Origin of the sequence: Pseudomonas sp. SCPG-7, assembly GCF_002156405.1 — a bacterium.
GTDB classification, from domain to species: Bacteria; Pseudomonadota; Gammaproteobacteria; order Pseudomonadales; family Pseudomonadaceae; genus Aquipseudomonas; species Aquipseudomonas parakoreensis.
Genome location: NZ_MVOO01000009.1, coordinates 177,544 through 197,955, shown reverse-complemented (window position 1 = coordinate 197,955; position 20,412 = coordinate 177,544). Strand labels below are relative to the sequence as shown.

The following is a 20,412-nucleotide window of genomic DNA, read 5'->3' as shown; positions in this document are numbered from 1 at the left end:
CGACTCAAGGTCGCGCAAGTACATCAGCCGCGGTGTCGCGATTCCACTGCCGTGCGCAGGGTATCGATCAACGCCTGGATTCGGGCGTGTTGCATCTTCATCGAAGCCTTGTTGACCACCAGGCGCGAGCTGATCGTGGCGATCAGTTCCTGAGGTTCCAGGCCGTTGGCGCGCAGTGTATTGCCGGTGTCGACCACGTCGATGATCTTGTCGGCCAGACCGATCAGCGGCGCCAGCTCCATCGAGCCGTAGAGCTTGATGATGTCGACCTGACGGCCCTGCTCGGCGTAGTAGCGCTTGGCAACGTTGACGAACTTGGTCGCCACGCGCAGACGGCCCTTAGGCTCGGCTGCGCCGATCTTGCCGGCCGTCATCAGCTTGCACTGGGCAATCTGCAGATCCAGCGGCTCGTAGAGGCCCTGGCCGGTGTATTCCATCAGCACGTCTTTACCGGCGACGCCGAGGTCGGCCGCGCCATGCTCGACATAGGTCGGCACGTCGGTGGCACGCACGATCAACAGACGTACGTCATCCTGAGTGGTGGGGATGATCAGTTTGCGGCTCTTGTCCGGATTCTCGGTCGGCACGATGCCGGCTTCAGCGAGAAGCGGCAGGGTGTCGTCAAGGATGCGGCCCTTGGACAGTGCGATGGTCAACATGGGAAACGTCAGTCCTTATCAAGGTACTCATGTCCGGTCGCAATCGGCGCCGGACACACATCGAGCCGGATACCGGCTCGACTCGAAACAAATTCAGTGGACACGTCCCTGTGTCCGCATGCAGCAATCAGCCCGGAACGCGACGGATCTTGGCGCCCAGCATCTGCAGTTTTTCTTCGATGCACTCATAACCACGGTCTATGTGGTAGATGCGGTCGATCAGGGTGTCGCCTTCGGCCACCAGGGCCGAGATCACCAGGCTGGCCGAAGCACGCAGGTCGGTGGCCATCACTGGCGCGCCCTTCAGGACTTCAGTACCGGTGACGATCGCAGTGTTGCCTTCGACCTGGATTCTGGCGCCCATGCGGTGCAGTTCGTACACGTGCATGAAACGGTTTTCGAAGATCGTCTCGATTACCGCACCGGTGCCTTCGGCAATGGCGTTGAGCGAGATGAACTGTGCCTGCATGTCGGTCGGGAACGCCGGATACGGTGCCGTGCGCACGTTGACCGCTTTCGGGCGCTTGCCGTGCATGTTCAGCTCAATCCAGTCTTCACCGCAGGTGATTTCCGCACCGGACTCACGGAGCTTTTCCAGGACTGCTTCAAGAATGGTCGGATCAGTGTCCTTGACCTTGACGCGGCCACCGGTGACCGCAGCGGCCACCAGGTAGGTGCCGGTTTCGATACGGTCAGGCATGACCTTGTAGAAACACGAACCCAGGCGCTCGACGCCATCGATGGTGATGGTGTCGGTACCGGCGCCGGAAACCTTGGCGCCCATGGCGTTGAGGAAATTCGCCAGGTCGACGACTTCCGGCTCGCGCGCAGCGTTCTGCAGCACGCTGCGACCCTTGGCCAGGGCAGCCGCCATCATGATGTTTTCGGTACCGGTCACGCTGACGGTATCGAAGAAGAAGTGCGCACCGCGCAGACCGCCTTCAGGCGCCTTGGCCTTGATGTAGCCGCCTTCGACGTCGATCACCGCGCCCATGGCTTCGAGACCACGGATGTGCAGGTCAACCGGGCGCGAACCGATGGCGCAACCGCCAGGCAGGGCGACTTCGGCTTCACCGAAACGGGCAACCATCGGCCCCAGAACCAGGATCGAGGCACGCATGGTTTTCACCAGTTCGTATGGCGCGATCAGGGTCTTGATGGTGCGTGGGTCGATTTCAACGCTGAGTTTCTCGTCGATCACAGGCTCGATGCCCATGCGACCGAACAGCTCGATCATGGTGGTGATGTCGTGCAGGTGCGGCAGGTTGCCAACGGTCACCGGGCCATCGCACAGCAGGGTGGCGGCCAGAATCGGCAGGGCGGAGTTCTTCGCCCCGGAGATACGGATTTCGCCATCAAGACGAACGCCACCGGTAATAATCAATTTATCCATAAGAATCTCGACGCCCTAGGGCTCAGGTGCGCTCGGCCCAGGCCGCGCTGCTGAAAAATTTCATAGTGACCGCGTGGATGCTGCCATCAGCGATCCAAGGGTTCAAATGGGCATAGATGCTTTGCTGACGCTTGACCGGGCTCAACGCCGCCAGTTCATCACTAATCACGTTCAGCTGGAAGTTGCAGCCTTCGCCTTCAACTTCCACCTGCGTTCCTGGCAGCTTTCCTTCAAGGAAGCTCTTCACTTCTACGGCCTGCATGCTCAACCTCAATCGGCGCCCTGTGCGCACGGGTCGGACATCATACAAAAAAGCCCCGCGCCTGCGAACCCCGCATTGGCAGGACTCTGACGGGGGGCTTGTTTGTCGATGCGGGTTCAGGGGTGCGCCAGCAACTCGGTCAGTTCGCTGACCTGAGCGATTTCGCGCATGTCTTCCGGCATCGCGCGGATGCTGACGGCCTTGCCGGCCGCCCGGGCATCGCGCATGAAGCACAGCAGCAAGGACAAGCCGACGCTGCTGGACTTCTTCACTGCCGAACAATCAATCACCAGCGATGCCGCCTTGCTGGACTTGATCAGCGCCTGGCCTTCCTTGCGCAGATCGGGGCCTGTGCGATAGTCCAGCACTCCGCTGAGCAATAGCTCGTCGACATCACTCATACGAACTGCCGCCTCATTCATTGCGCTGGCTTCTCGGCAGCTTTCTCGGTGGTTTCCTTGGCCTTGGCCACTTCGCCAGCCCAATTGTTGATAGTCTTGTCCAGATCGTTGCCATTGCGCTGCATCGCGTCCGCGAACTGATCACGGAACAGCTTGCCGATGTTGATGCCGTTGATGATCACGTTGCGCAGCTTCCACTCGCCGTTGATCTTCTCCAGCGTGTACTGCACCGGATAGATCGCGCCGTTGCTGCCCTTGACGGTCATGCCGACGCTGGTGCGATCACCCGATTCATCCTTGGCCGGGTCAACCGTGATGCCCTGATTGTTGTATTCGAGCAAGGCATTGCCGTAGAACTGGAACAGGCCTTTCTTGAAGTTTTCCTGGAAGGTCTGCATCTGCGCAGGCGTGGCCTTGCGCGAATACTTGACCGTCATGATGCTCTTGGAAATGCCCTCGGCATCCACTACCGGGCCGACGATGTTGTTCAACGCGGCATAGAAATCAGCCGGATCCTGCTTGTATTTCGCTTTGTTGGCCGACAGGTCGGCCAGCATCCGGTTCGTGGTGTCCTGAACCAGATCGTGCGCCGATTGCCCGGGCGCAGCGTTAGCCAGCAGTGGCAGTGTCGCGAGCAACACCAACAGGCCACGTCGCAAGGTAGAGATCATTCAAAAGCTCCTCATTTGGCGTCTTTGCTAACGGTATTGAGCAGGAATTTACCGATCAGGTCTTCCAGTACCAGAGACGACTGCGTGTCGTGGATGGTTCCACCATCCTTCAGACGAGTGTCTTCCCCACCCACGCTGATACCGATGTACTTCTCGCCCAACAGGCCAGCGGTCAGGATAGACGCTGTGGAGTCGGTCGGCAGGTTGTCGACCTTTTTATCCACTTGCAGGGTGACCCGACCGGTGAAGCTGTCGCGATCCAGATCGATGGCCGTGACCTTGCCGATGGTTACACCGGCCATGGTCACTTTGGCTCTGACCGTCAAACCGGCGATATTGTCGAAGTAGGCATACAGCTTATAGGTGTCGGTGGTCGAGGTCGGAGACAGGCCACTGACCCGCAGCGCCAGCAGCAACAAGGCCAGGATCCCTGCCAGCAGGAACAGGCCGACACCGATTTCCAGGGTGCGGTTTTGCATCAGAAATCTCCAAACATCAAAGCGGTCAGAATAAAGTCCAGGCCGAGCACTGCCAGCGAGGCAAACACCACGGTCTTGGTGGTGGCACGACTGATACCCTCGGAAGTGGGCTCACAGTCATAGCCTTGGAATACGGCAATCCAGGTCACTACAAAGGCGAAAACAATACTTTTGATCACGCCGTTGAGCACGTCACTGGTGAAATTCACGCTGTTCTGCATGTTCGCCCAATAAGAGCCTTCATACACACCCAGCCAGTCGACAGCCACCCACGATCCACCCCAGATGCCTACCACGCTGAAAATCATCGCCAGCACCGGCAGGGAAATGAAACCGGCCCACAGGCGCGGAGCAATGATGTACTTGAGCGGGTCGACACCGATCATTTCCAGGCTGGAAAGCTGTTCGGTGGACTTCATGTTGCCGATTTCGGCCGTCAGCGCCGAACCGGCACGCCCGGCAAACAGCAGCGCCGTCACCACCGGACCCAGTTCACGCAGCAAAGTCAGGGCGACCATCTGTCCCACTGCCTGCTCCGAACCGTAGCTCGACAGAATACTGAAGCCCTGCAGCGCCAGCACCATGCCGATGAAAATCCCGGAGACGACGATGATCACCAGCGACATCACGCCAACCGAATGCAGTTGCTTGACCAGCAGACCAAAACCGCCACTGATGCCGCCACGACCGAGCAGGGCGTGAAACAGGAACAGGGTCGCGCGGCCAAACACCGCCACGGCGTCGATCGCCGTCTCGCCAAAGCGGCGTACGCGTTCTATCAATGAAATTCTGCGCATCAGCGCTTCCCCAGAAGATCTGCGCGGTAATCCGTCGCTGGAAAATGGTACGGCACCGGGCCATCGGGGTTGCCGGTCATGAACTGGCGAATACGCGGTTCATCCGAGTTCATCAATTCGTCCGGCGTGCCCTGCCCCAGCACCTGACCATCACCCACTACATAGATGTAGTCAGCGATGCTCGCGGTTTCGGCCAGGTCGTGGGAAACCACAATGCTGGTAATGCCCAGCGCATCGTTGAGCAGACGGATCAGGCGCACCAGCACGCCCATGGCGATCGGATCCTGACCAACGAAAGGCTCGTCATACATGAGAATCTGCGGATCGAGCGCGATCGCCCGCGCCAGCGCCACGCGACGTTTCATGCCGCCCGACAGCTCGTCCGGCATCAGCTCGATCGCGCCGCGCAGTCCAACCGCCTGCAATTTGAGCAGGACGATGTCGCGGATCATCTCGTCCGGTAATTGGGTATGAACCCGCAGGGGGAAAGCGACGTTCTCGAAGACATCGAGATCGGTGAACAGCGCGCCACTCTGAAACAGCACGCCCATGTGCTTTCGCGCATCGAACAGATCACTGCGCGACAGCGTCGGCAGGTTCTGACCGTTGACCCAGACTTCCCCGCTGGAGGGACGCAATTGCGCGCCCATCAATCGCAGCAGCGTGGTCTTGCCACACCCGGAAGGCCCCATGATGCCGGTAACCTTGCCGCGCGGGATGCGAATATCGACGTTATTGAAAATGCTGCGCGCACCGCGCTTGAAGGAGACTCCCTTCAGCTCGACCGCGTAGGCGTTATCGGCACTCATCTAAACTCCTTGCGATGCAGCCTCTCACTCGGACGCCTGGCTTTCCGTAGAAAGCACATACCTCCCGGGCAGGCCGAACTGGCGGCGAACTATATCACTGCAAACGCCAAGCGCCCAAGGCCCATGCCCCTCCGCGTTCAACGATATGACAGGCCCGACGGCACTTTTTCGGGGTTTTGGTTGCCAGGAATGACAAAGCTCGACGAACTTGCGTGAGGCTTTTCAACATAACCGCTATAATCGCCGCCTTTTCATCGGGCTATACGATTTCTGACATGAGCCAATCCAGCGACCTGATTCAATCGGCACAACGCACCATCCGCCTCGAAGTGGAAGCCGTACAAGGCTTGTTGCCCCATATCGACGCCGATTTCGTACGCGCTTGCGAGATGATTCTGGCCAGCAAGGGCCGTGTGGTCGTGGTCGGCATGGGCAAATCCGGGCACGTCGGCAACAAGATTGCCGCGACCCTGGCCAGCACCGGCACCCCGGCATTTTTTGTTCATCCAGCCGAAGCCAGCCACGGCGACATGGGCATGATCACCCGCGATGACGTGATCCTCGCCCTCTCCAACTCCGGCTCGACCAACGAAATCGTCACCCTGCTGCCGTTGATCAAGCGCCTGGGCATCCAGTTGATCAGCCTGACCGGTAATCCACAGTCACCGCTGGCCAAGGCCGCCGAAGTCAATCTCAACGTTCACGTCGAGCACGAAGCCTGCCCGCTGAACCTGGCACCGACTTCCTCGACCACCGCTGCGCTGGTCATGGGCGATGCCCTGGCCGTGGCGCTGCTGGAAGCCCGGGGTTTTACCGCCGAAGATTTTGCTTTCTCCCACCCGGGCGGCGCCCTGGGTCGACGCCTGCTGCTGAAAGTGGAAAACGTCATGCACGCCGGCCAGGAGCTGCCGCAAGTGCAACGCGGTACCCTGCTCAAGGACGCGCTCATGGAAATGACCCGCAAGGGCCTGGGCATGACCGCGATCGTTGAAGCCGATGGCAAACTCGCCGGGATCTTCACCGACGGCGACCTGCGCCGCACCCTGGATCGCAGCATCGACATCCGCAGCGCCACCATCGACCAGGTCATGACCGCACACGGCAAGACCGCACGGCCGGAGATGCTCGCCGCCGAAGCGCTGAAAATCATGGAAGACCACCGAATCAACGCACTGGTGGTCGTGGACGAAGAAGATCGCCCGATCGGCGCCTTCAACCTCTCCGATCTGCTGCGTGCAGGAGTGATGTAATGACAACCGATCTGCTGCAACGCGGCAAAGCGATCAAACTGGCGGTGTTCGACGTCGATGGCGTCCTCACCGACGGGCGCCTGTACTTCCTCGAAGACGGCAGCGAATTCAAGACCTTCAACACCCTCGACGGCCAGGGCATCAAGATGCTGATGAATGCCGGCGTCGAAACCGCCATCATCAGCGGCCGCAAGACGCCGGTGGTCGAGCGCCGGGCGAAGAATCTCGGCATCCCGCACCTGTTTCAGGGCCGCGAAGACAAATTGGTGGTTCTGGACGGCCTATTGGCGCAACTGGGCCTAAGCTATGAACAGGTCGCCTACCTTGGTGACGATCTGCCTGACCTGCCGGTGATCCGCCGCGTAGGCTTGGGCATGGCTGTGGCCAATGCTGCCGACTTCGTGCGCGAACACGCCCATGGCGTCACTCGGGCCCGCGGTGGCGAAGGTGCCGCCCGAGAGTTCTGCGAATTGATCCTGCGCGCCCAGGGCCGCCTCGATGCGGCCAACGCCGCGTACCTGTGAGCCAAACCATGTTTAGCAAAAAATTTCGCAACTTCCTGTTGTTCGGCTGTATCGCTGCCCTGTTTGCAGCGGTCGGCTACTGGAACATCAGCCCTGAACGGTTCCTCGACAAACCTGTGACCAAGGTCGAAGACACCGCCATCGACTGGTACGCCACGAACACGCATACCCTGCAATACCTTCCAGACGGCAAGGTGCAGTACGAAATGACGTCGGACAAGGCCGAGCATCTGAAAGCGACGGACGTGACGCTGGTCACCAAACCCGACCTCAACATGTTCCGCGGCACAGACTTTCCGTGGCACGTGACCAGCGAGCGTGGCGAAGTGAACCCGGACGGAACCCAGGTGGAACTGATCGACTCGGTACGCATCAAGCGCACCGATGAAAAGAACCGCGACACCCTGATCACCAGCACCCGCATGACGGTGTTCCCTCAGCAGCAATATGCGCAGACCGAGCAACCCGTTAGAATCGACGGCGCTGGCGGTGTATCGACTGGCGTGGGAATGAAGGCGTATTTGAAGGAAAGCAGGATACACCTGCAATCGAACGTAAGAGGACAGTATGAGGCTCGTTAAAACCCTCCCTATTTTGCTCAGTCTGGGCGCAGCACTGGGAAGCGTGAGCGCCTGGGCTCTGCCGAACGATCAGCAGCAACCTATCCGCATTCAGGCCGACGACGCCCAACTGGACGACAAGAATGGCATCGCCACCTATAAAGGTGACGTGATCATCACCCAGGGTTCGATGATCGTTAAGGGCAATACGGTGACCATCACCCGTACTCCGACCGGCGACATCGACGTGGTGACCTCGGTGGGCAACCTTGCCTACTTCGAGCAGTTGCAAACCCAGGGTGACACCAAGCCTGTACAGGGCTGGGGCGTGACGATCCAGTATCACGCCGCGCAAAACCGCGTCGTGCTGATCGACAAGGCCAAGGTTGTCGACAAGGACAACAACACCACCCAGGGCGAGAAAATCGTCTATGACACGGTGAGAAAACTGGCCAGCGCCGGTCGCGCTACCGGCAACAAGGTCACCGAGACGCGTCCGCGCATCGACATGGTGATCCAGCCGAAGAAGAAAACCGACGAGAAAACCCAGTAATGGCAACTCTGAAAGCTCAGCACCTGGCCAAGGCCTATAAAAGCCGCCAGGTCGTGCGTGACGTCAGCCTGTCGATCGACAGCGGCCAGATCGTCGGCCTGCTCGGCCCGAACGGTGCCGGCAAGACCACTTGCTTCTACATGATCGTTGGCCTGGTGCAGGCCGATCAGGGCCGCGTACTGATCGACGATCTGGACGTCAGCCACCAGCCGATGCACGGTCGCGCCAAGGCCGGTATCGGCTATCTGCCACAAGAAGCGTCGATCTTCCGCAAACTGTCGGTGGCCGACAACATCATGGCCATCCTCGAGACCCGCCAAGAGCTCGACAAGGCCGGTCGTCGCAAGGAACTGGAAAGCCTGCTGCAGGAATTCCATATCAGCCACATCCGCGACAACCTCGGCATGAGCCTGTCCGGTGGTGAACGCCGTCGGGTGGAAATTGCCCGTGCCCTGGCGACCGCCCCGAAATTCATCCTGCTCGACGAACCGTTCGCCGGTGTCGACCCGATCTCGGTCGGCGACATCAAGCAGATCATCCATCACCTCAAGGCCAAGGGCATCGGTGTGCTGATCACCGACCACAACGTGCGTGAGACGCTGGATATCTGCGAGACCGCCTACATCGTCAACGACGGTCAACTGATCGCTGAAGGCGATGCGGCAACCATCCTTGCCAACGATCTGGTGAAGGAAGTGTACCTGGGCCACGAGTTCCGCCTCTAAAGCGCGAGCGCATTCGGCCAGCCCTCCGGGTGCTGTAACGTTGAAGCGCTTTTTTATACGCTTTATTGTTACAGCGCTCTAGGCAAACACGACAGTTTCAGGCATATAATTTGCTTAAGTTTGGCGCTTCGGCGCCCTGTAGTGGATGGCGCATGCGCGCCGGCGAATAAGGTGTTAAGCCCCTGCCATGAAACCATCGCTAGTCTTGAGAATGGGCCAGCAGCTGACGATGACACCGCAGCTGCAACAGGCCATCCGCCTGCTCCAATTGTCGACCCTGGACCTGCAACAGGAAATCCAGGAGGCCCTGGAATCCAATCCGATGCTCGAGCGCCAGGAAGAAGGCGACGACTTCGACAACTCCGATCCATTGGCCGACAACGCCGAACAAAAAACCAACACCGAGATTCAGGAACCTTCCTATCAGGAAACCGCCCCGACGGTGGATAACCTGGAGGAAGGCGAATGGAACGAGCGCATTCCTAACGAATTGCCCGTTGATACCGCCTGGGAAGACGTCTACCAGACCAGCGCCAGCAGCCTGCCCAGCAGCGATGACGATGAGTGGGACTTCACCACCCGCACCTCCGCCGGGGAAAGCCTGCAAAGCCATCTGCTGTGGCAACTGAACCTGGCGCCGATGTCCGACACCGACCGCCTGATCGCCGTGACCCTGATCGACTGCATCAACAATCAGGGTTATCTCGACGAAACGCTCGAAGAAATTCTCGACGCCTTTGATCCGGAACTCGACATCGAGCTGGACGAGATCGAAGCCGTCCTGCACCGCATCCAGCAATTCGAACCCGCCGGCATCGGCGCGCGCAACCTCGGCGAATGCCTGTTGCTGCAACTGCGTCAACTCCCGGCCAAGACTCTTTGGCTGAACGAGGCCAAGCGTCTGGTCAGCGATTACATCGATCTGCTTGGCAGTCGCGACTACAGCCAGCTGATGCGACGCATGAAGCTCAAGGAAGACGAGCTGCGTCAGGTCATCGAACTGGTACAGAGCCTCAATCCGCGCCCGGGTTCACAGATCGAATCCACCGAAGCCGAGTACGTGGTGCCTGACGTGATTGTGCGCAAGGACAACGAACGCTGGCTGGTCGAGCTGAATCAGGAGTCGGTGCCTCGTCTGCGGGTCAATGCGCAGTATGCCGGCTTCGTGCGACGCGCCGACACCAGCGCCGACAACACCTTCATGCGCAACCAGTTGCAAGAGGCACGCTGGTTCATCAAGAGCCTGCAAAGCCGCAACGAAACCCTGATGAAGGTGGCCACCCAGATCGTCGAGCATCAGCGCGGCTTCCTGGAATACGGCGATGAAGCCATGAAACCGTTGGTCCTGCATGACATCGCCGAGGCGGTCGGCATGCACGAATCGACGATTTCCCGGGTCACCACGCAGAAATTCATGCATACCCCTCGGGGCATTTATGAACTGAAATACTTTTTCTCCAGCCACGTCAGCACCTCTGAAGGCGGTGAATGCTCCTCCACGGCGATCCGCGCGATCATCAAAAAACTGGTCGCGGCGGAAAATCAGAAAAAGCCATTGAGTGACAGCAAGATCGCTGGTTTACTGGAGGCACAAGGCATTCAGGTGGCTCGCCGCACCGTCGCCAAGTACCGCGAATCCCTCGGGATCGCGCCTTCGAGCGAACGCAAGCGGTTGATGTAAGCCACGTTACAGCGTTCCAGTGGCAGGCTATCCGGCCTGCCGCTTTATGCACTGGCAACGAAGGAGAAGCTGTATGCAAGTCAACATCAGTGGACACCAACTGGAAGTGACCGAACCTCTGCGCACCTACATCAACGAGAAACTCGAACGATTGGAGCGCCATTTCGACAAGATCACCAACGTGCAGGTCACGATGTGCGTCGAAAAGCTCAAGCAGAAAATCGAAGCCACCTTGCATATTCCCGGCAGCGAAGTGGTCGCCAACGCAGAAGATACCGACATGTATGCTGCGATCGACTCACTGACCGACAAGCTGGATCGCCAACTCAAAAAGCATAAGGAAAAGACCCAGAGCCTCCTCCAGGGCGCAACCGGTCGTTAACACCCCCAACCCATGATCCGACTTGAAAGTATCCTGACCCCCGGCCGTTCCCTGGTGAACGTGCCGGGCGGCAGTAAAAAGAAAGCCCTCGAACAGATTGCCAACCTCATCCATAAAGAAGTGCCGGATCTGGCCATGCAGGATGTGTTCGATGCGCTGATCGCCCGTGAGAAACTCGGTTCCACCGGTTTCGGCAACGGCATCGCCATTCCCCACTGTCGCCTCAAAGGCTGCGAAGCGCCTATCAGCGCGTTGATGCACCTTGATGCCCCCATTGACTTCGATGCCATCGACGGCGCTCCGGTTGACTTGCTGTTTGTCCTGCTGGTCCCGGAAGCGGCCACCGATGCTCACCTGGAATTACTGCGCCAGATCGCCAGCATGCTCGATCGCAAGGAAGTGCGCGAAAAACTGCGCAGCGCACCAAGTAACGAAGCCTTGTATCAGGTCGTCCTGAGCGAGCAGAACGGTCATTAATCATGCGTTTGATCATCGTCAGCGGCCGCTCCGGCTCGGGTAAAAGTACTGCCCTGGATGTCCTTGAGGACAATGGCTACTACTGCATCGACAACCTGCCGGCCGGCTTGCTGCCAGAACTCGCCGAACGCGCCCTTATTCATACCGAGCTGGCCCAGCCGCTGGTGGCCGTGTCGATCGATGCACGCAATCTGCCGAGCCACCTGTCGCGTTTCCCCGAACTGCTTGAAGAAGTCCGTGCCCGGCACATCCAGTGCGATGTGTTGTATCTGGATGCCGACGAAGAAACGCTGCTCAAGCGCTTCTCGGAAACCCGCCGGCGCCATCCGCTGAGCACTGCCAATCGTTCGCTGGCCGAAGCAATTCAAGACGAGACGGCCCTGCTCGGCCCGATTGCGGACCTGGCCGACCTCAAGGTCAATACCACCAACCTGAATCTGTACCAACTGCGTGACACCATCAAATTGCGCCTGCTGAACCAGCCGGAGCCGGGCACGGCGTTTCTGGTCGAGTCGTTCGGCTTCAAGCGCGGCATGCCGGTGGATGCGGATCTGGTATTCGACGTGCGCTGCCTGCCCAACCCGTACTGGAAGCCGGAGCTACGCGCCCAATCGGGTCTCGATGCACCGGTCGCCGAATACCTGGCGGCGCAACCGGAAGTCGAGGAGATGTATCAGGATATCTTCGGCTATCTGAATAAATGGCTGCCACGCTTTGCTGCGAGCAACCGCGCCTACGTCACCATTGCCATTGGCTGCACAGGTGGGCATCACCGCTCCGTTTACCTGACCGAACGCCTGGGTCAGGCCCTGCAGAAAACCCTGAAGAACGTCCAGGTTCGCCACCGCGACCTCACTTAAAGGATTCACACCGCGATGCCTGCTCTGGAAATCGAAATCATCAATAAACTGGGCCTGCATGCCCGAGCATCGGCCAAGTTCGTCGGGGTCGCGGGCCAGTTCCCGGATTGCACGATCAGAGTGGGTCGTACACCAGAAACAACCGTGGACGGTAAAAGCATCATGGCGATGATGATGCTGGCTGCCGGCAAGGGCACGAAGATCTATCTGAGTACTGAAGGCCATCAGGAACAGGAAGCGCTGGATGCGCTGGTGAAGTTGATCAACAACTACTTCGACGAAGGCGGCTGACAGCTCAAAAACAAAAATCGCAGCCTTCGGCAGCTCCTACGTTGGAATGCGTTCACTGTAAGAGCTGCCGAAGGCTGCGATGTTTTTTCAGCCCAACGCCGTATCCATCACCATCATCAGACAAAACCCGATCAGCAAGCCAAGACTGGCCAGCTTGTCATGACCATTGCGTCGCGACTCGGGGATCACCTCATGCGTCACCACCAGCAACATCGCTCCCGCGGCCAGCGCCAGCCCCAACGGCAACAACAACTCTGCCAGGCTGACCAGCCACGCACAGAGCAGTGCAAACACCGGCTCGACCAGCCCCGACGCCGCACCGATCAAAAACGCCTTGACCCGCGACATCCCGGCCCCGGCCAACACCAGCGCAATCACTAACCCCTCCGGCACATCCTGCAAGGCGATGCCCATCGCCAGACTGTCGGCATCCGGCATGCCGCCGCCAGCAGACACCCCCACCGCCATGCCTTCCGGGATGTTGTGAGCAATGATGGCGAAGACGAACAACCAGATCCTTGGCGGGATCACCGGGCGCTCAGGGGTACCGACGAGCATTTCCGGTGAGGCGCCGGATAGTTTCAGGTCCACCAGATACAGACCGAATGCACCGAGCATGATGCCGAAACAGATCAACCCGCTGGCAGCCTACGGTGTCAGGCCCAGACTTTCAGCAGCAGCAATGCCCGGCACGATCAGCGAAAACGCAGTCGCCGCCAGCATCACGCCGGCGCCGAACCCCAACAGCGTATCGCTGAGCCTCTGCGGTATGCGCCGGATCACCAGCACCGGCACCGCGCCGAGCGCCGTGCCGAGGGCGCAGATCGCGCCCCCCCTGCAAGGCCCGCGACAGTCTCGGCTGCAGATCCAGCCATTCCAGCCCATGCGCCACCAGCAAAGTCATGCCCGCCAGCAGCAACAGCGACCCGACCGCATAACGAAACATGCGCCCACCACCAATCGCCAGTGTTTCAGTACCCATAGTCAGCCTTGGATTGTTTTTATGGATGACTTAAACCAGAGCAGCCTGATAACGCGCGGCAACTTCAGGCCAATTGATCACGTTGTAGAACGCGTTGATGTATTCCGGACGACGGTTCTGATAACGCAAATAGTAGGCGTGTTCCCAGACGTCCAGACCGAGAATCGGCGTATTGCCATTCATCAGCGGGCTGTCCTGATTACCACTGCTTTCCACGATCAGCTTCTTCTCGGGAGTGACGCTGAGCCAGGCCCAGCCGCTGCCGAAACGGGTCAGTGCGGCTTTGGTGAAGGCTTCCTTGAAGCTGTCGAGGCCGCCCAGTTGGTCATCAATCGCCTTGGCCAGCGCGCCTTCAGGCTTGCCGCCACCGTTGGGCACCATGATTTCCCAGAACAACGAATGGTTGGCGTGACCGCCACCCTGATTGATCACGGCCGCACGGAGTTTTTCCGGTAACTGCTGGACGCTGGCGACCAGTCTTTCCACCGGCCACTCGGCATACTCTGTGCCTTCGACGGCAGTGTTGAGGTTGTTGATGTAGGTCTGGTGGTGCTTGGTGTAGTGAATCTCCATGGTTTGCGCATCGATGTGCGGTTCCAGGGCGTCGTAGGCGTACGGCAAGGCAGGTAAGGTAAAAGCCATTTCAGTGGACTCCATGGTGATGTGAGGCTGACGCGCGGCGTGCATGGCCGGTGTCCGGGTGCAGCAGGCGTTGGGTGCGCGGGTATTCGCCGTGTTCGCCGATGAAATTCAGCAGCTCGACGTAGGTCTTGCTGCTCTGGCGCAACGCCGCCTCCCGCAGGGCCGGGCGCAGGCGCTCGTCCTGCATGGTTTGCAACAGCCGTTGATGAATCGCGCAGAGGTACTCGGCGCTCTCCTCCGGCTGGTTCAGGCGCAGGTGCAGGTCCGCCAGGTTGTGGTGGGAGATAACGCAGGCCGCCACCGCTTCGTCGGCATCCGTCCAGCGTTCGAACAGCACTTGCGCCAAGGCCAGGGCTTGCAGATAAGCCTCGCGGGCGTCAATCAGCTCGCCGAGCATGAAGCAGCGATTGGCCCGTTCGATCGTGCGTTTCCAGTGCTCCATGGTGAACCTCCAAAGCGGTTGCGGGACTTATACGCCGCCGGCAGTGAGTTTCTCGGGGTTGAGTAACTCTTCCAGTTGGCTGCGCGACAGATCGGTGTGCTCCAGCGCGACGTCAATCACCGGGCGCCCCTGTTTGTAGGCCTGCTTGGCGATTTCCGCGGCTTTCTGGTAACCGATGATCGGGTTGAGCGCGGTGACCAGAATCGGGTTGCGCGACAGCGCTTCCTTGAGCCGCGACTCGTTGACCTTGAAGCTGGCGATGGCTTTGTCGCCGAGCAGACGGCTGACGTTGGCCAGCAGTTCGATGCTGTTCAACAGGTTCTGGGCGATGATCGGCAGCATCACGTTCAGCTCGAAGTTGCCCGACTGGCCGGCGATAGTGATCACCGAGTCGTTACCGATCACCTGCGCGGCGACCATCGCGGTGGCTTCCGGGATCACCGGATTGACCTTGCCCGGCATGATCGACGACCCTGGCTGCAAAGCTTCCAGCTCGATTTCACTGAGACCGGCGAGCGGGCCGGAGTTCATCCAGCGCAGGTCATTGGCAATTTTCATCAGCGACACGGCGGTGGCCTTGAGCTGGCCGGAGACGGCGACGGCGGTGTCCTGCGAGCCGATCAGGGCGAACAGATCCTTGCCCGGAGTGAATTGCACATGGGTCAGCTGGCTTAATTGGCGGCTGAAACGCGCGGCGAATTCCGGGTGCGCATTGATCCCGGTGCCGACGGCCGTGCCACCCTGCGCCAGCGATTGCAGGCTTGGCAGTAAATCCTGCAGATGACCGATATTGGCCTTGAGTTGCTGCGCCCAACCGTTGAGCACCTGACTCATGCGCACCGGCATCGCATCCATCAAATGAGTGCGACCGGTTTTGACGTGGTGATGCACTTGCACGGCTTTGTTTTCGATGACCTGCACCAGGTGCAGCAACGCCGGCAGGAGTTGTTCGTGCAACGCCAGGGCGGCGCTGACGTGAATGGTGGTCGGGATGATGTCGTTGCTGCTCTGGCCGCAGTTGACGTGATCGTTCGGGTTGACCGGCTCGCCAAGCAGGCGACTGGCGAGGGTCGCGATCACTTCGTTGGCGTTCATGTTGGAGCTGGTGCCGGAGCCGGTCTGGAAAATATCCACCGGAAAATGCTGCATGAAGTCGCCTTCGAGCAGGCCTTGCGCGGCGTCGCTGATGGCCTTGCCTTGCGAGGCGCTCAGTTGGTTGAGTTCGACGTTGGCCCGCGCGGCGGCGGCTTTGGCGAGGATCAGCGCACGGATGAATTGCGTTGGCATCGGTTTGCCGCTGATCGGGAAGTTATCCACTGCGCGCTGGGTCTGCGCGCCGTAGAGAGCGTCCACCGGCACCTGCAGTTCGCCCATGCTGTCGCGCTCAATACGAGTCTTGGTCATCTGAAAATCCTTGGACTGATTCAATGAAAGGAATCGAGGGTTGCAACTCGCAGGTCGCCAGTTGCCAGGTGTAGCGCTGCCAACGCTGGAGTCGGCAGTTGCACAGCGACAGGCGCTCCATTTCACGCAGCGGGCGCCAGGCTTGATCGAGACACAAGCTGCGCCAGTGCCATGGCAACGCGATGTCGCAGGCTGTGTCGAGCAGCAAACGGAAGGAGGTTTCAGCGATGGTCCACGGGGAAGTCGCCGTGCAGCAGGCCAGATAACGGCCTTCGGCCAGGTAGTGTTCGATCAGGCGCGGTTCATCGGGGTCCATCGCGCAACGGATCTGGCGACTCATCCAGCGCCAGCTTTCGAGGTACGGCTGCTCGTGCAAGGCAGAACTCATGATCCGGGACTCGTGCGGAGATGAGATTCATTATTAGATGATAATGAGAACCAAAACAAGAGCACCTGGTTACACAAACTCCATTGTGGAAGCGAGCCTGCTCGCGAAGGCGTCGTGTCATTCGCCGCTGCGGTCGGCTGCTATCGCTTTCGCGAGCAGGCTCGCTCCCACAAGGTTTTGTGTGGAGCCAAGAAAAAAGGCGCGCCACCCGATGAGGTGGCGCGCCTTTCTTGTCTGACCGCTGGGGCTTAGCTGCCCGCCACAGTCATCCGCTCGATCAATACCGAGCCTGTGCGAATGTTGCTACGCAGTTCCAGATCATTACCGACGGCGACGATCTGCTTGAACATGTCGCGCATGTTGCCGGCGATGGTCACTTCCTGCACCGCGAACTGGATTTCGCCATTCTCGACCCAGAACCCCGCCGCTCCGCGCGAATAATCGCCGGTGACCATGTTCAAACCATGACCCATCAATTCGGTAACCAACAAGCCGCGACCCATGCGTTTCAATAGTGCCGCCTGATCTTCATCACCATGCGTCACGAACAGGTTATGCACGCCCCCCGCGTTGGCGGTGCTTGGCATGCCGAGTTTGCGCCCGGAGTACGTGCCGAGAATGTACGACACCAATTCGCCCTTTTCGACGAACGGTTTGGCGTAGGTGGCCAAGCCATCACCGTCGTAAGACGCACTGCCCATGGCGCGCATCAGATGTGGACGCTCATCGATGGTGAGCCATTCCGGAAACAGCTTCTGCCCCAGCGTGCCTTCGAGGAACGACGATTTGCGATACAGACTGCCGCCGGAGACCGCTGACAGAAAGCTGCCGAACAACCCGCCCGCCAGCTCGGCAGAAAACAGCACCGGCACTTCGCAGGTCGGCACCGGACGCGCGCCCAGACGACTCGCGGCGCGTTGCGCGGCACGCTGGCCGATGCTCACCGGATCCGCCAGCAGGCTGCCCTGACGATTGACGTCATACCAGTAATCGCGCTGCATCTGGCCATCGGCTTCGGCGATCATCACGCAGCTCAGGCTGTGCCGGGTCGACGCGTAACCGCCGATGAAACCGTGGCTGTTGCCATACACGCGGCAGCCCTGATGGGTGCTGAGGGTGGTGCCGTCGGCGTTCTTGATTCGCACATCAGCGTCGAACGCGGCGGCTTCACAGAGCAACGCCTTCTCGATCGCCTGCTCCGGGGTGATGTCCCATTCGTGGAACAGGTCGAAATCCTGCACATCCCTGGCCATCAACGCGGCATCGGCGAGGCCCGAGGCTTCGTCTTCAGAGGTGTGTTTGGCGATCGCCAGTGCGGCAGCAACGGTTTCACGAATCGCATCCGGCCCGGTGGCGGAGGTGCTGGCCGAGCCTTTGCGCTGGCCGACGTACAGGGTGATGCCAAAGCCCTGGTCGCGATTGAACTCGACCGTCTCGACCTCACGCTGACGCACCGAGGTCGACAAACCCTGCTCCAGCGACACCGCGACTTCACAGGCACTGGCGCCCTGACGCTTGGCTTCGGCGATGATCTGCTCGACCTGTTCCTGCAGTGCCGGCAATGCTTGCGGGCCGACGCTTTGAACTGCACTCATGCTCATCTCCACTCAAATTCTGCTTTCGGCTGGGGTCATCGAGCGACCGGGCCGGACAAGCGGCCCCCGACTGGTTATCATGGCGGCGTTTCTTTGCGGACTGCCACCATGGTTGATTCTTACGACGACTCCCTCGATACGGGAGAAAAAAGCAAATCTCAGGTCAAACGCGAGCTGCATGCTCTGGTTGACCTTGGCGAGCGCCTTACAACACTCAAGCCCGACTTGCAGGCAAAACTGCCATTGACCGACGCTCTGCGCCGGGCCCTGGCCGATGCGCCGAAGCACACCGCGAACATCGCGCGTAAACGGCACCTGCAGTTCATCGGCAAACTGATGCGCGATCAGGATACTGACGCGATTCTGGTCCTGCTCGATCAACTCGATGCCTCCACCCGTCAGTACAACGAGCGTTTCCACAACCTCGAACGCTGGCGTGACCGGCTGATCGCCGGTGACGATGCCGTGCTGGAGAAATTCGTCGTCGAATACCCGGACGCCGATCGCCAGCAACTGCGGTCGCTGATCCGTCAGGCTCAACACGAGGTTGCACACAACAAACCTCCTGCTTCCAGCCGCAAGATCTTCAAGTACATCCGTGAGCTGGACGATACGCAACGCGGCCTGCGTTGATACTCGCCCCTGTAGGAGCTGCCGAAGGCTGCGATCTTTTGACTTTGATTGTTAAAAGCAAGACCAAAAGATCGCAGCCTGCGGCAGCTCCTACAGCTTTTTTTGTTTATGCGCCCGTGCCACCCACGGTAATCGCATCGATCTTCAGCGTCGGCTGACCGACACCCACCGGTACCGACTGCCCGTCCTTGCCGCACGTGCCCACACCGCTGTCCAGTGCCAGATCGTTACCGACCATCGACACCCGGCTCATCGCCTCGGGACCATTGCCGATCAACGTCGCGCCCTTGACCGGTGCGGTGATCTTGCCGTCCTCGATCAGGTACGCCTCGCTGGTGGAGAACACGAACTTGCCGCTGGTAATGTCGACCTGACCGCCGCCGAGGTTGGCGCAGTAGATGCCTTTCTTCACCGATGCGATGATTTCCGCCGGATCGCTTTCGCCACCGAGCATGTAGGTGTTGGTCATGCGCGGCATCGGCAGATGCGCGTATGACTCACGACGACCGTTGCCGGTACGGGCTACACCCATCAGGCGCGCGTTGAGCTTGTCCTGCATGTAACCCTTGAGCACACCGTTCTCGATCAGCGTGGTGCACTCGGTCGGAGTGCCTTCGTCGTCGACGCTCAGCGAGCCGCGACGGCCGCTCAACGTGCCGTCATCGACGATGGTGCACAGTTTGGAGGCGACCATTTCGCCCATTCGCCCGCTGTAGGCCGAACTGCCCTTGCGGTTGAAATCCCCCTCCAGACCGTGGCCGACCGCTTCGTGCAGGAGCACGCCGGACCAACCCGATCCGAGGACGACAGGCAAAGTGCCGGCCGGTGCCGGAATCGCTTCCAGGTTCACCAGCGCCTGACGCAGCGCCTCACGGGCATAGCCCATGGCGCGGTCTTCGGCGAGGAAATAGCGGTAATCGGTACGCCCGCCACCGCCATGCCCGCCGCGCTCGCGACGACCATTCTGCTCGACGATCACGCTGACGTTGAAACGCACCAGCGGACGCACGTCAGCAGCCAGGCCACCGTCGGTAGACGCCACCAGAATCCTTTCCCAGACCCCGGCCATACTCACGCTGACCTGTTGAATCCGTGGATCAAGAGCGCGGGTAGCGACGTCGATGCGCTTGAGCAGCTCGACTTTCTCGGCGCGGCTCAGCACTTCCAGCGGATTGTCCGGCGCATACAACTGCGCGACATCCTGAGTGCTGAACGCCTGCACCGTGCCGTTCTGCCCGGCGCGGGAGATCGAGCGGGCGGCACGGGCCGCAGCGCCCAGGGCTTCGAGGGTGATCGCGTTGCTGTAGGCAAAACCGGTTTTCTCGCCGGACTGCGCACGCACGCCAACACCTTGGTCGAGGTTGAAGCTGCCTTCCTTGACGATACCGTCTTCCAGCGACCACGACTCAGAGATCTGGCCCTGGAAATACAGATCGGCAGCATCGATGCCCGGGCCGGCCAGATCGCCGAGCACACCTTGCAGGCTCTCGATGGTCACGCCGCCGGGCGCCAACAGGTGATCGCTGACTGAGGACAACAACTCGCTCATAGG

The 20,412-nt window shown here is 59.9% G+C and carries 25 protein-coding genes and 1 pseudogene; 11 read left to right on the top strand and 15 right to left on the bottom strand.

Annotated elements, in window-relative coordinates; genetic code table 11:
• Nucleotides 1-23: 23 nt before the first annotated feature.
• The 8 genes from hisG to B1722_RS18185 form a co-directional block, all read right to left on the bottom strand.
• Complete coding sequence (gene hisG / locus B1722_RS18220) at nt 24-659, bottom strand: ATP phosphoribosyltransferase (RefSeq protein WP_041072861.1); 636 nt, start codon at nt 657-659, stop codon at nt 24-26.
• 127 nt (nt 660-786) lie between these two features.
• Nucleotides 787-2,052, bottom strand: a complete 1,266-nt coding sequence (murA, locus tag B1722_RS18215) for a UDP-N-acetylglucosamine 1-carboxyvinyltransferase (protein WP_027610854.1) — start codon at nt 2,050-2,052, stop codon at nt 787-789.
• Between the two features lie 22 nt (nt 2,053-2,074).
• Nucleotides 2,075-2,314, bottom strand: coding sequence for a BolA family protein (locus tag B1722_RS18210; protein ID WP_007953556.1), 240 nt, complete (start codon nt 2,312-2,314; stop codon nt 2,075-2,077).
• Between the two features lie 116 nt (nt 2,315-2,430).
• Nucleotides 2,431-2,736, bottom strand: coding sequence for a lipid asymmetry maintenance protein MlaB (locus tag B1722_RS18205; protein ID WP_041072857.1), 306 nt, complete (start codon nt 2,734-2,736; stop codon nt 2,431-2,433).
• The gene (locus B1722_RS18200) at nt 2,733-3,386 is read right to left on the bottom strand and encodes a phospholipid-binding protein MlaC (RefSeq protein WP_041072855.1); all 654 of its coding nucleotides are present in this window, start codon (nt 3,384-3,386) and stop codon (nt 2,733-2,735) included. Before B1722_RS18200 ends, B1722_RS18205 begins: the two co-directional genes overlap by 4 nt.
• A gap of 11 nt (nt 3,387-3,397) precedes the next feature.
• Nucleotides 3,398-3,865 carry an outer membrane lipid asymmetry maintenance protein MlaD gene (mlaD, locus tag B1722_RS18195; RefSeq protein WP_007967220.1) on the bottom strand — a complete coding sequence of 156 codons (468 nt, stop codon included), beginning with the start codon at nt 3,863-3,865 and terminating at the stop codon, nt 3,398-3,400.
• A complete protein-coding gene (gene mlaE / locus B1722_RS18190) occupies nt 3,865-4,662 on the bottom strand; it encodes a lipid asymmetry maintenance ABC transporter permease subunit MlaE (protein ID WP_025109452.1) in 798 nt (265 codons plus the stop codon). Before mlaE ends, mlaD begins: the two co-directional genes overlap by 1 nt.
• Nucleotides 4,662-5,471: an ATP-binding cassette domain-containing protein gene (locus tag B1722_RS18185; protein WP_003221703.1), complete on the bottom strand. Its 810-nt coding sequence runs from the start codon at nt 5,469-5,471 to the stop codon at nt 4,662-4,664. The genes mlaE and B1722_RS18185 overlap by 1 nt, the downstream gene beginning before the upstream one ends.
• A 275-nt stretch (nt 5,472-5,746) precedes the next feature.
• Between B1722_RS18185 and B1722_RS18180 the strand changes: the two genes are divergently transcribed.
• From B1722_RS18180 to B1722_RS18135, 10 genes are all read left to right on the top strand, one after another.
• Nucleotides 5,747-6,721, top strand: a complete 975-nt coding sequence (locus B1722_RS18180) for a KpsF/GutQ family sugar-phosphate isomerase (RefSeq protein ID WP_027610849.1) — start codon at nt 5,747-5,749, stop codon at nt 6,719-6,721.
• Nucleotides 6,721-7,245 (top strand): HAD family hydrolase, encoded by a 525-nt coding sequence (locus B1722_RS18175; RefSeq protein ID WP_007967216.1) that lies wholly within the window; start codon nt 6,721-6,723, stop codon nt 7,243-7,245. The genes B1722_RS18180 and B1722_RS18175 overlap by 1 nt, the downstream gene beginning before the upstream one ends.
• Nucleotides 7,246-7,253: 8 nt before the next feature.
• Nucleotides 7,254-7,826: an LPS export ABC transporter periplasmic protein LptC gene (lptC, locus tag B1722_RS18170; protein ID WP_041072852.1), complete on the top strand. Its 573-nt coding sequence runs from the start codon at nt 7,254-7,256 to the stop codon at nt 7,824-7,826.
• Nucleotides 7,813-8,358 (top strand): lipopolysaccharide transport periplasmic protein LptA, encoded by a 546-nt coding sequence (gene lptA, locus B1722_RS18165; RefSeq protein ID WP_025109456.1) that lies wholly within the window; start codon nt 7,813-7,815, stop codon nt 8,356-8,358. Before lptC ends, lptA begins: the two co-directional genes overlap by 14 nt.
• Nucleotides 8,358-9,083 (top strand): LPS export ABC transporter ATP-binding protein, encoded by a 726-nt coding sequence (lptB, locus tag B1722_RS18160; RefSeq protein ID WP_041072850.1) that lies wholly within the window; start codon nt 8,358-8,360, stop codon nt 9,081-9,083. Before lptA ends, lptB begins: the two co-directional genes overlap by 1 nt.
• Nucleotides 9,084-9,270: 187 nt before the next feature.
• Nucleotides 9,271-10,764, top strand: coding sequence for an RNA polymerase factor sigma-54 (locus B1722_RS18155; protein WP_041072848.1), 1,494 nt, complete (start codon nt 9,271-9,273; stop codon nt 10,762-10,764).
• A gap of 73 nt (nt 10,765-10,837) precedes the next feature.
• Nucleotides 10,838-11,146, top strand: coding sequence for a ribosome hibernation-promoting factor, HPF/YfiA family (gene hpf / locus B1722_RS18150; protein ID WP_025109458.1), 309 nt, complete (start codon nt 10,838-10,840; stop codon nt 11,144-11,146).
• Between the two features lie 12 nt (nt 11,147-11,158).
• Complete coding sequence (gene ptsN / locus B1722_RS18145) at nt 11,159-11,623, top strand: PTS IIA-like nitrogen regulatory protein PtsN (RefSeq protein WP_041072845.1); 465 nt, start codon at nt 11,159-11,161, stop codon at nt 11,621-11,623.
• A 2-nt stretch (nt 11,624-11,625) separates the two neighbouring features.
• Nucleotides 11,626-12,483: an RNase adapter RapZ gene (gene rapZ / locus B1722_RS18140; RefSeq protein WP_041072843.1), complete on the top strand. Its 858-nt coding sequence runs from the start codon at nt 11,626-11,628 to the stop codon at nt 12,481-12,483.
• A gap of 15 nt (nt 12,484-12,498) precedes the next feature.
• Nucleotides 12,499-12,774: an HPr family phosphocarrier protein gene (locus tag B1722_RS18135; protein WP_041072841.1), complete on the top strand. Its 276-nt coding sequence runs from the start codon at nt 12,499-12,501 to the stop codon at nt 12,772-12,774.
• A gap of 87 nt (nt 12,775-12,861) precedes the next feature.
• Here the strand turns inward: B1722_RS18135 and B1722_RS18130 are convergent.
• The 6 genes and pseudogenes from B1722_RS18130 to pmbA form a co-directional block, all read right to left on the bottom strand.
• Nucleotides 12,862-13,756: pseudogene (locus B1722_RS18130) on the bottom strand (ZIP family metal transporter).
• Between the two features lie 30 nt (nt 13,757-13,786).
• Nucleotides 13,787-14,398 (bottom strand): superoxide dismutase, encoded by a 612-nt coding sequence (locus B1722_RS18125; RefSeq protein WP_041072837.1) that lies wholly within the window; start codon nt 14,396-14,398, stop codon nt 13,787-13,789.
• A 1-nt stretch (nt 14,399) separates the two neighbouring features.
• Nucleotides 14,400-14,840: a hypothetical protein gene (locus B1722_RS18120; protein WP_041072835.1), complete on the bottom strand. Its 441-nt coding sequence runs from the start codon at nt 14,838-14,840 to the stop codon at nt 14,400-14,402.
• Between the two features lie 27 nt (nt 14,841-14,867).
• Nucleotides 14,868-16,244 (bottom strand): aspartate ammonia-lyase, encoded by a 1,377-nt coding sequence (locus B1722_RS18115; protein WP_086793782.1) that lies wholly within the window; start codon nt 16,242-16,244, stop codon nt 14,868-14,870.
• Nucleotides 16,225-16,632, bottom strand: coding sequence for a hypothetical protein (locus B1722_RS18110; protein WP_041072832.1), 408 nt, complete (start codon nt 16,630-16,632; stop codon nt 16,225-16,227). The genes B1722_RS18115 and B1722_RS18110 overlap by 20 nt, the downstream gene beginning before the upstream one ends.
• 248 nt (nt 16,633-16,880) lie before the next feature.
• Nucleotides 16,881-18,227: a metalloprotease PmbA gene (gene pmbA / locus B1722_RS18105; protein ID WP_041072830.1), complete on the bottom strand. Its 1,347-nt coding sequence runs from the start codon at nt 18,225-18,227 to the stop codon at nt 16,881-16,883.
• Between the two features lie 108 nt (nt 18,228-18,335).
• On the opposite strand from pmbA, the gene yjgA reads away from it, so the two are divergent.
• Nucleotides 18,336-18,860, top strand: coding sequence for a ribosome biogenesis factor YjgA (yjgA, locus tag B1722_RS18100; protein ID WP_007961589.1), 525 nt, complete (start codon nt 18,336-18,338; stop codon nt 18,858-18,860).
• Between the two features lie 106 nt (nt 18,861-18,966).
• Here yjgA and tldD read toward each other — a convergent pair whose 3' ends face one another.
• Nucleotides 18,967-20,409 carry a metalloprotease TldD gene (gene tldD, locus B1722_RS18095; protein WP_007961588.1) on the bottom strand — a complete coding sequence of 481 codons (1,443 nt, stop codon included), beginning with the start codon at nt 20,407-20,409 and terminating at the stop codon, nt 18,967-18,969.
• Between the last annotated feature and the right edge of the window lie 3 nt (nt 20,410-20,412).

Excerpts from the sequence above, each read along its gene's own strand:
- B1722_RS18210 (WP_007953556.1), bottom strand. The coding sequence starts at position 2,314 with ATGCAGGCCGTAGAAGTGAAGAGCTTCCTTGAAGGAAAGCTGCCAGGA.
- B1722_RS18185 (WP_003221703.1), bottom strand. The coding sequence starts at position 5,471 with ATGAGTGCCGATAACGCCTACGCGGTCGAGCTGAAGGGAGTCTCCTTC.
- B1722_RS18180 (WP_027610849.1), top strand. The coding sequence starts at position 5,747 with ATGAGCCAATCCAGCGACCTGATTCAATCGGCACAACGCACCATCCGC.
- B1722_RS18175 (WP_007967216.1), top strand. The coding sequence starts at position 6,721 with ATGACAACCGATCTGCTGCAACGCGGCAAAGCGATCAAACTGGCGGTG.
- B1722_RS18125 (WP_041072837.1), bottom strand. The coding sequence starts at position 14,398 with ATGGCTTTTACCTTACCTGCCTTGCCGTACGCCTACGACGCCCTGGAA.
- B1722_RS18110 (WP_041072832.1), bottom strand. The coding sequence starts at position 16,632 with ATGAGTTCTGCCTTGCACGAGCAGCCGTACCTCGAAAGCTGGCGCTGG.
- pmbA (WP_041072830.1), bottom strand. The coding sequence starts at position 18,227 with ATGAGTGCAGTTCAAAGCGTCGGCCCGCAAGCATTGCCGGCACTGCAG.
- B1722_RS18115 (WP_086793782.1), bottom strand. The coding sequence starts at position 16,244 with ATGACCAAGACTCGTATTGAGCGCGACAGCATGGGCGAACTGCAGGTG.
- hisG (WP_041072861.1), bottom strand. The coding sequence starts at position 659 with ATGTTGACCATCGCACTGTCCAAGGGCCGCATCCTTGACGACACCCTG.
- hpf (WP_025109458.1), top strand. The coding sequence starts at position 10,838 with ATGCAAGTCAACATCAGTGGACACCAACTGGAAGTGACCGAACCTCTG.
- lptA (WP_025109456.1), top strand. The coding sequence starts at position 7,813 with ATGAGGCTCGTTAAAACCCTCCCTATTTTGCTCAGTCTGGGCGCAGCA.
- B1722_RS18155 (WP_041072848.1), top strand. The coding sequence starts at position 9,271 with ATGAAACCATCGCTAGTCTTGAGAATGGGCCAGCAGCTGACGATGACA.
- B1722_RS18120 (WP_041072835.1), bottom strand. The coding sequence starts at position 14,840 with ATGGAGCACTGGAAACGCACGATCGAACGGGCCAATCGCTGCTTCATG.
- lptB (WP_041072850.1), top strand. The coding sequence starts at position 8,358 with ATGGCAACTCTGAAAGCTCAGCACCTGGCCAAGGCCTATAAAAGCCGC.
- B1722_RS18200 (WP_041072855.1), bottom strand. The coding sequence starts at position 3,386 with ATGATCTCTACCTTGCGACGTGGCCTGTTGGTGTTGCTCGCGACACTG.
- rapZ (WP_041072843.1), top strand. The coding sequence starts at position 11,626 with ATGCGTTTGATCATCGTCAGCGGCCGCTCCGGCTCGGGTAAAAGTACT.
- mlaE (WP_025109452.1), bottom strand. The coding sequence starts at position 4,662 with ATGCGCAGAATTTCATTGATAGAACGCGTACGCCGCTTTGGCGAGACG.
- B1722_RS18205 (WP_041072857.1), bottom strand. The coding sequence starts at position 2,736 with ATGAATGAGGCGGCAGTTCGTATGAGTGATGTCGACGAGCTATTGCTC.
- tldD (WP_007961588.1), bottom strand. The coding sequence starts at position 20,409 with ATGAGCGAGTTGTTGTCCTCAGTCAGCGATCACCTGTTGGCGCCCGGC.
- murA (WP_027610854.1), bottom strand. The coding sequence starts at position 2,052 with ATGGATAAATTGATTATTACCGGTGGCGTTCGTCTTGATGGCGAAATC.
- lptC (WP_041072852.1), top strand. The coding sequence starts at position 7,254 with ATGTTTAGCAAAAAATTTCGCAACTTCCTGTTGTTCGGCTGTATCGCT.
- yjgA (WP_007961589.1), top strand. The coding sequence starts at position 18,336 with ATGGTTGATTCTTACGACGACTCCCTCGATACGGGAGAAAAAAGCAAA.
- ptsN (WP_041072845.1), top strand. The coding sequence starts at position 11,159 with ATGATCCGACTTGAAAGTATCCTGACCCCCGGCCGTTCCCTGGTGAAC.
- B1722_RS18135 (WP_041072841.1), top strand. The coding sequence starts at position 12,499 with ATGCCTGCTCTGGAAATCGAAATCATCAATAAACTGGGCCTGCATGCC.
- mlaD (WP_007967220.1), bottom strand. The coding sequence starts at position 3,865 with ATGCAAAACCGCACCCTGGAAATCGGTGTCGGCCTGTTCCTGCTGGCA.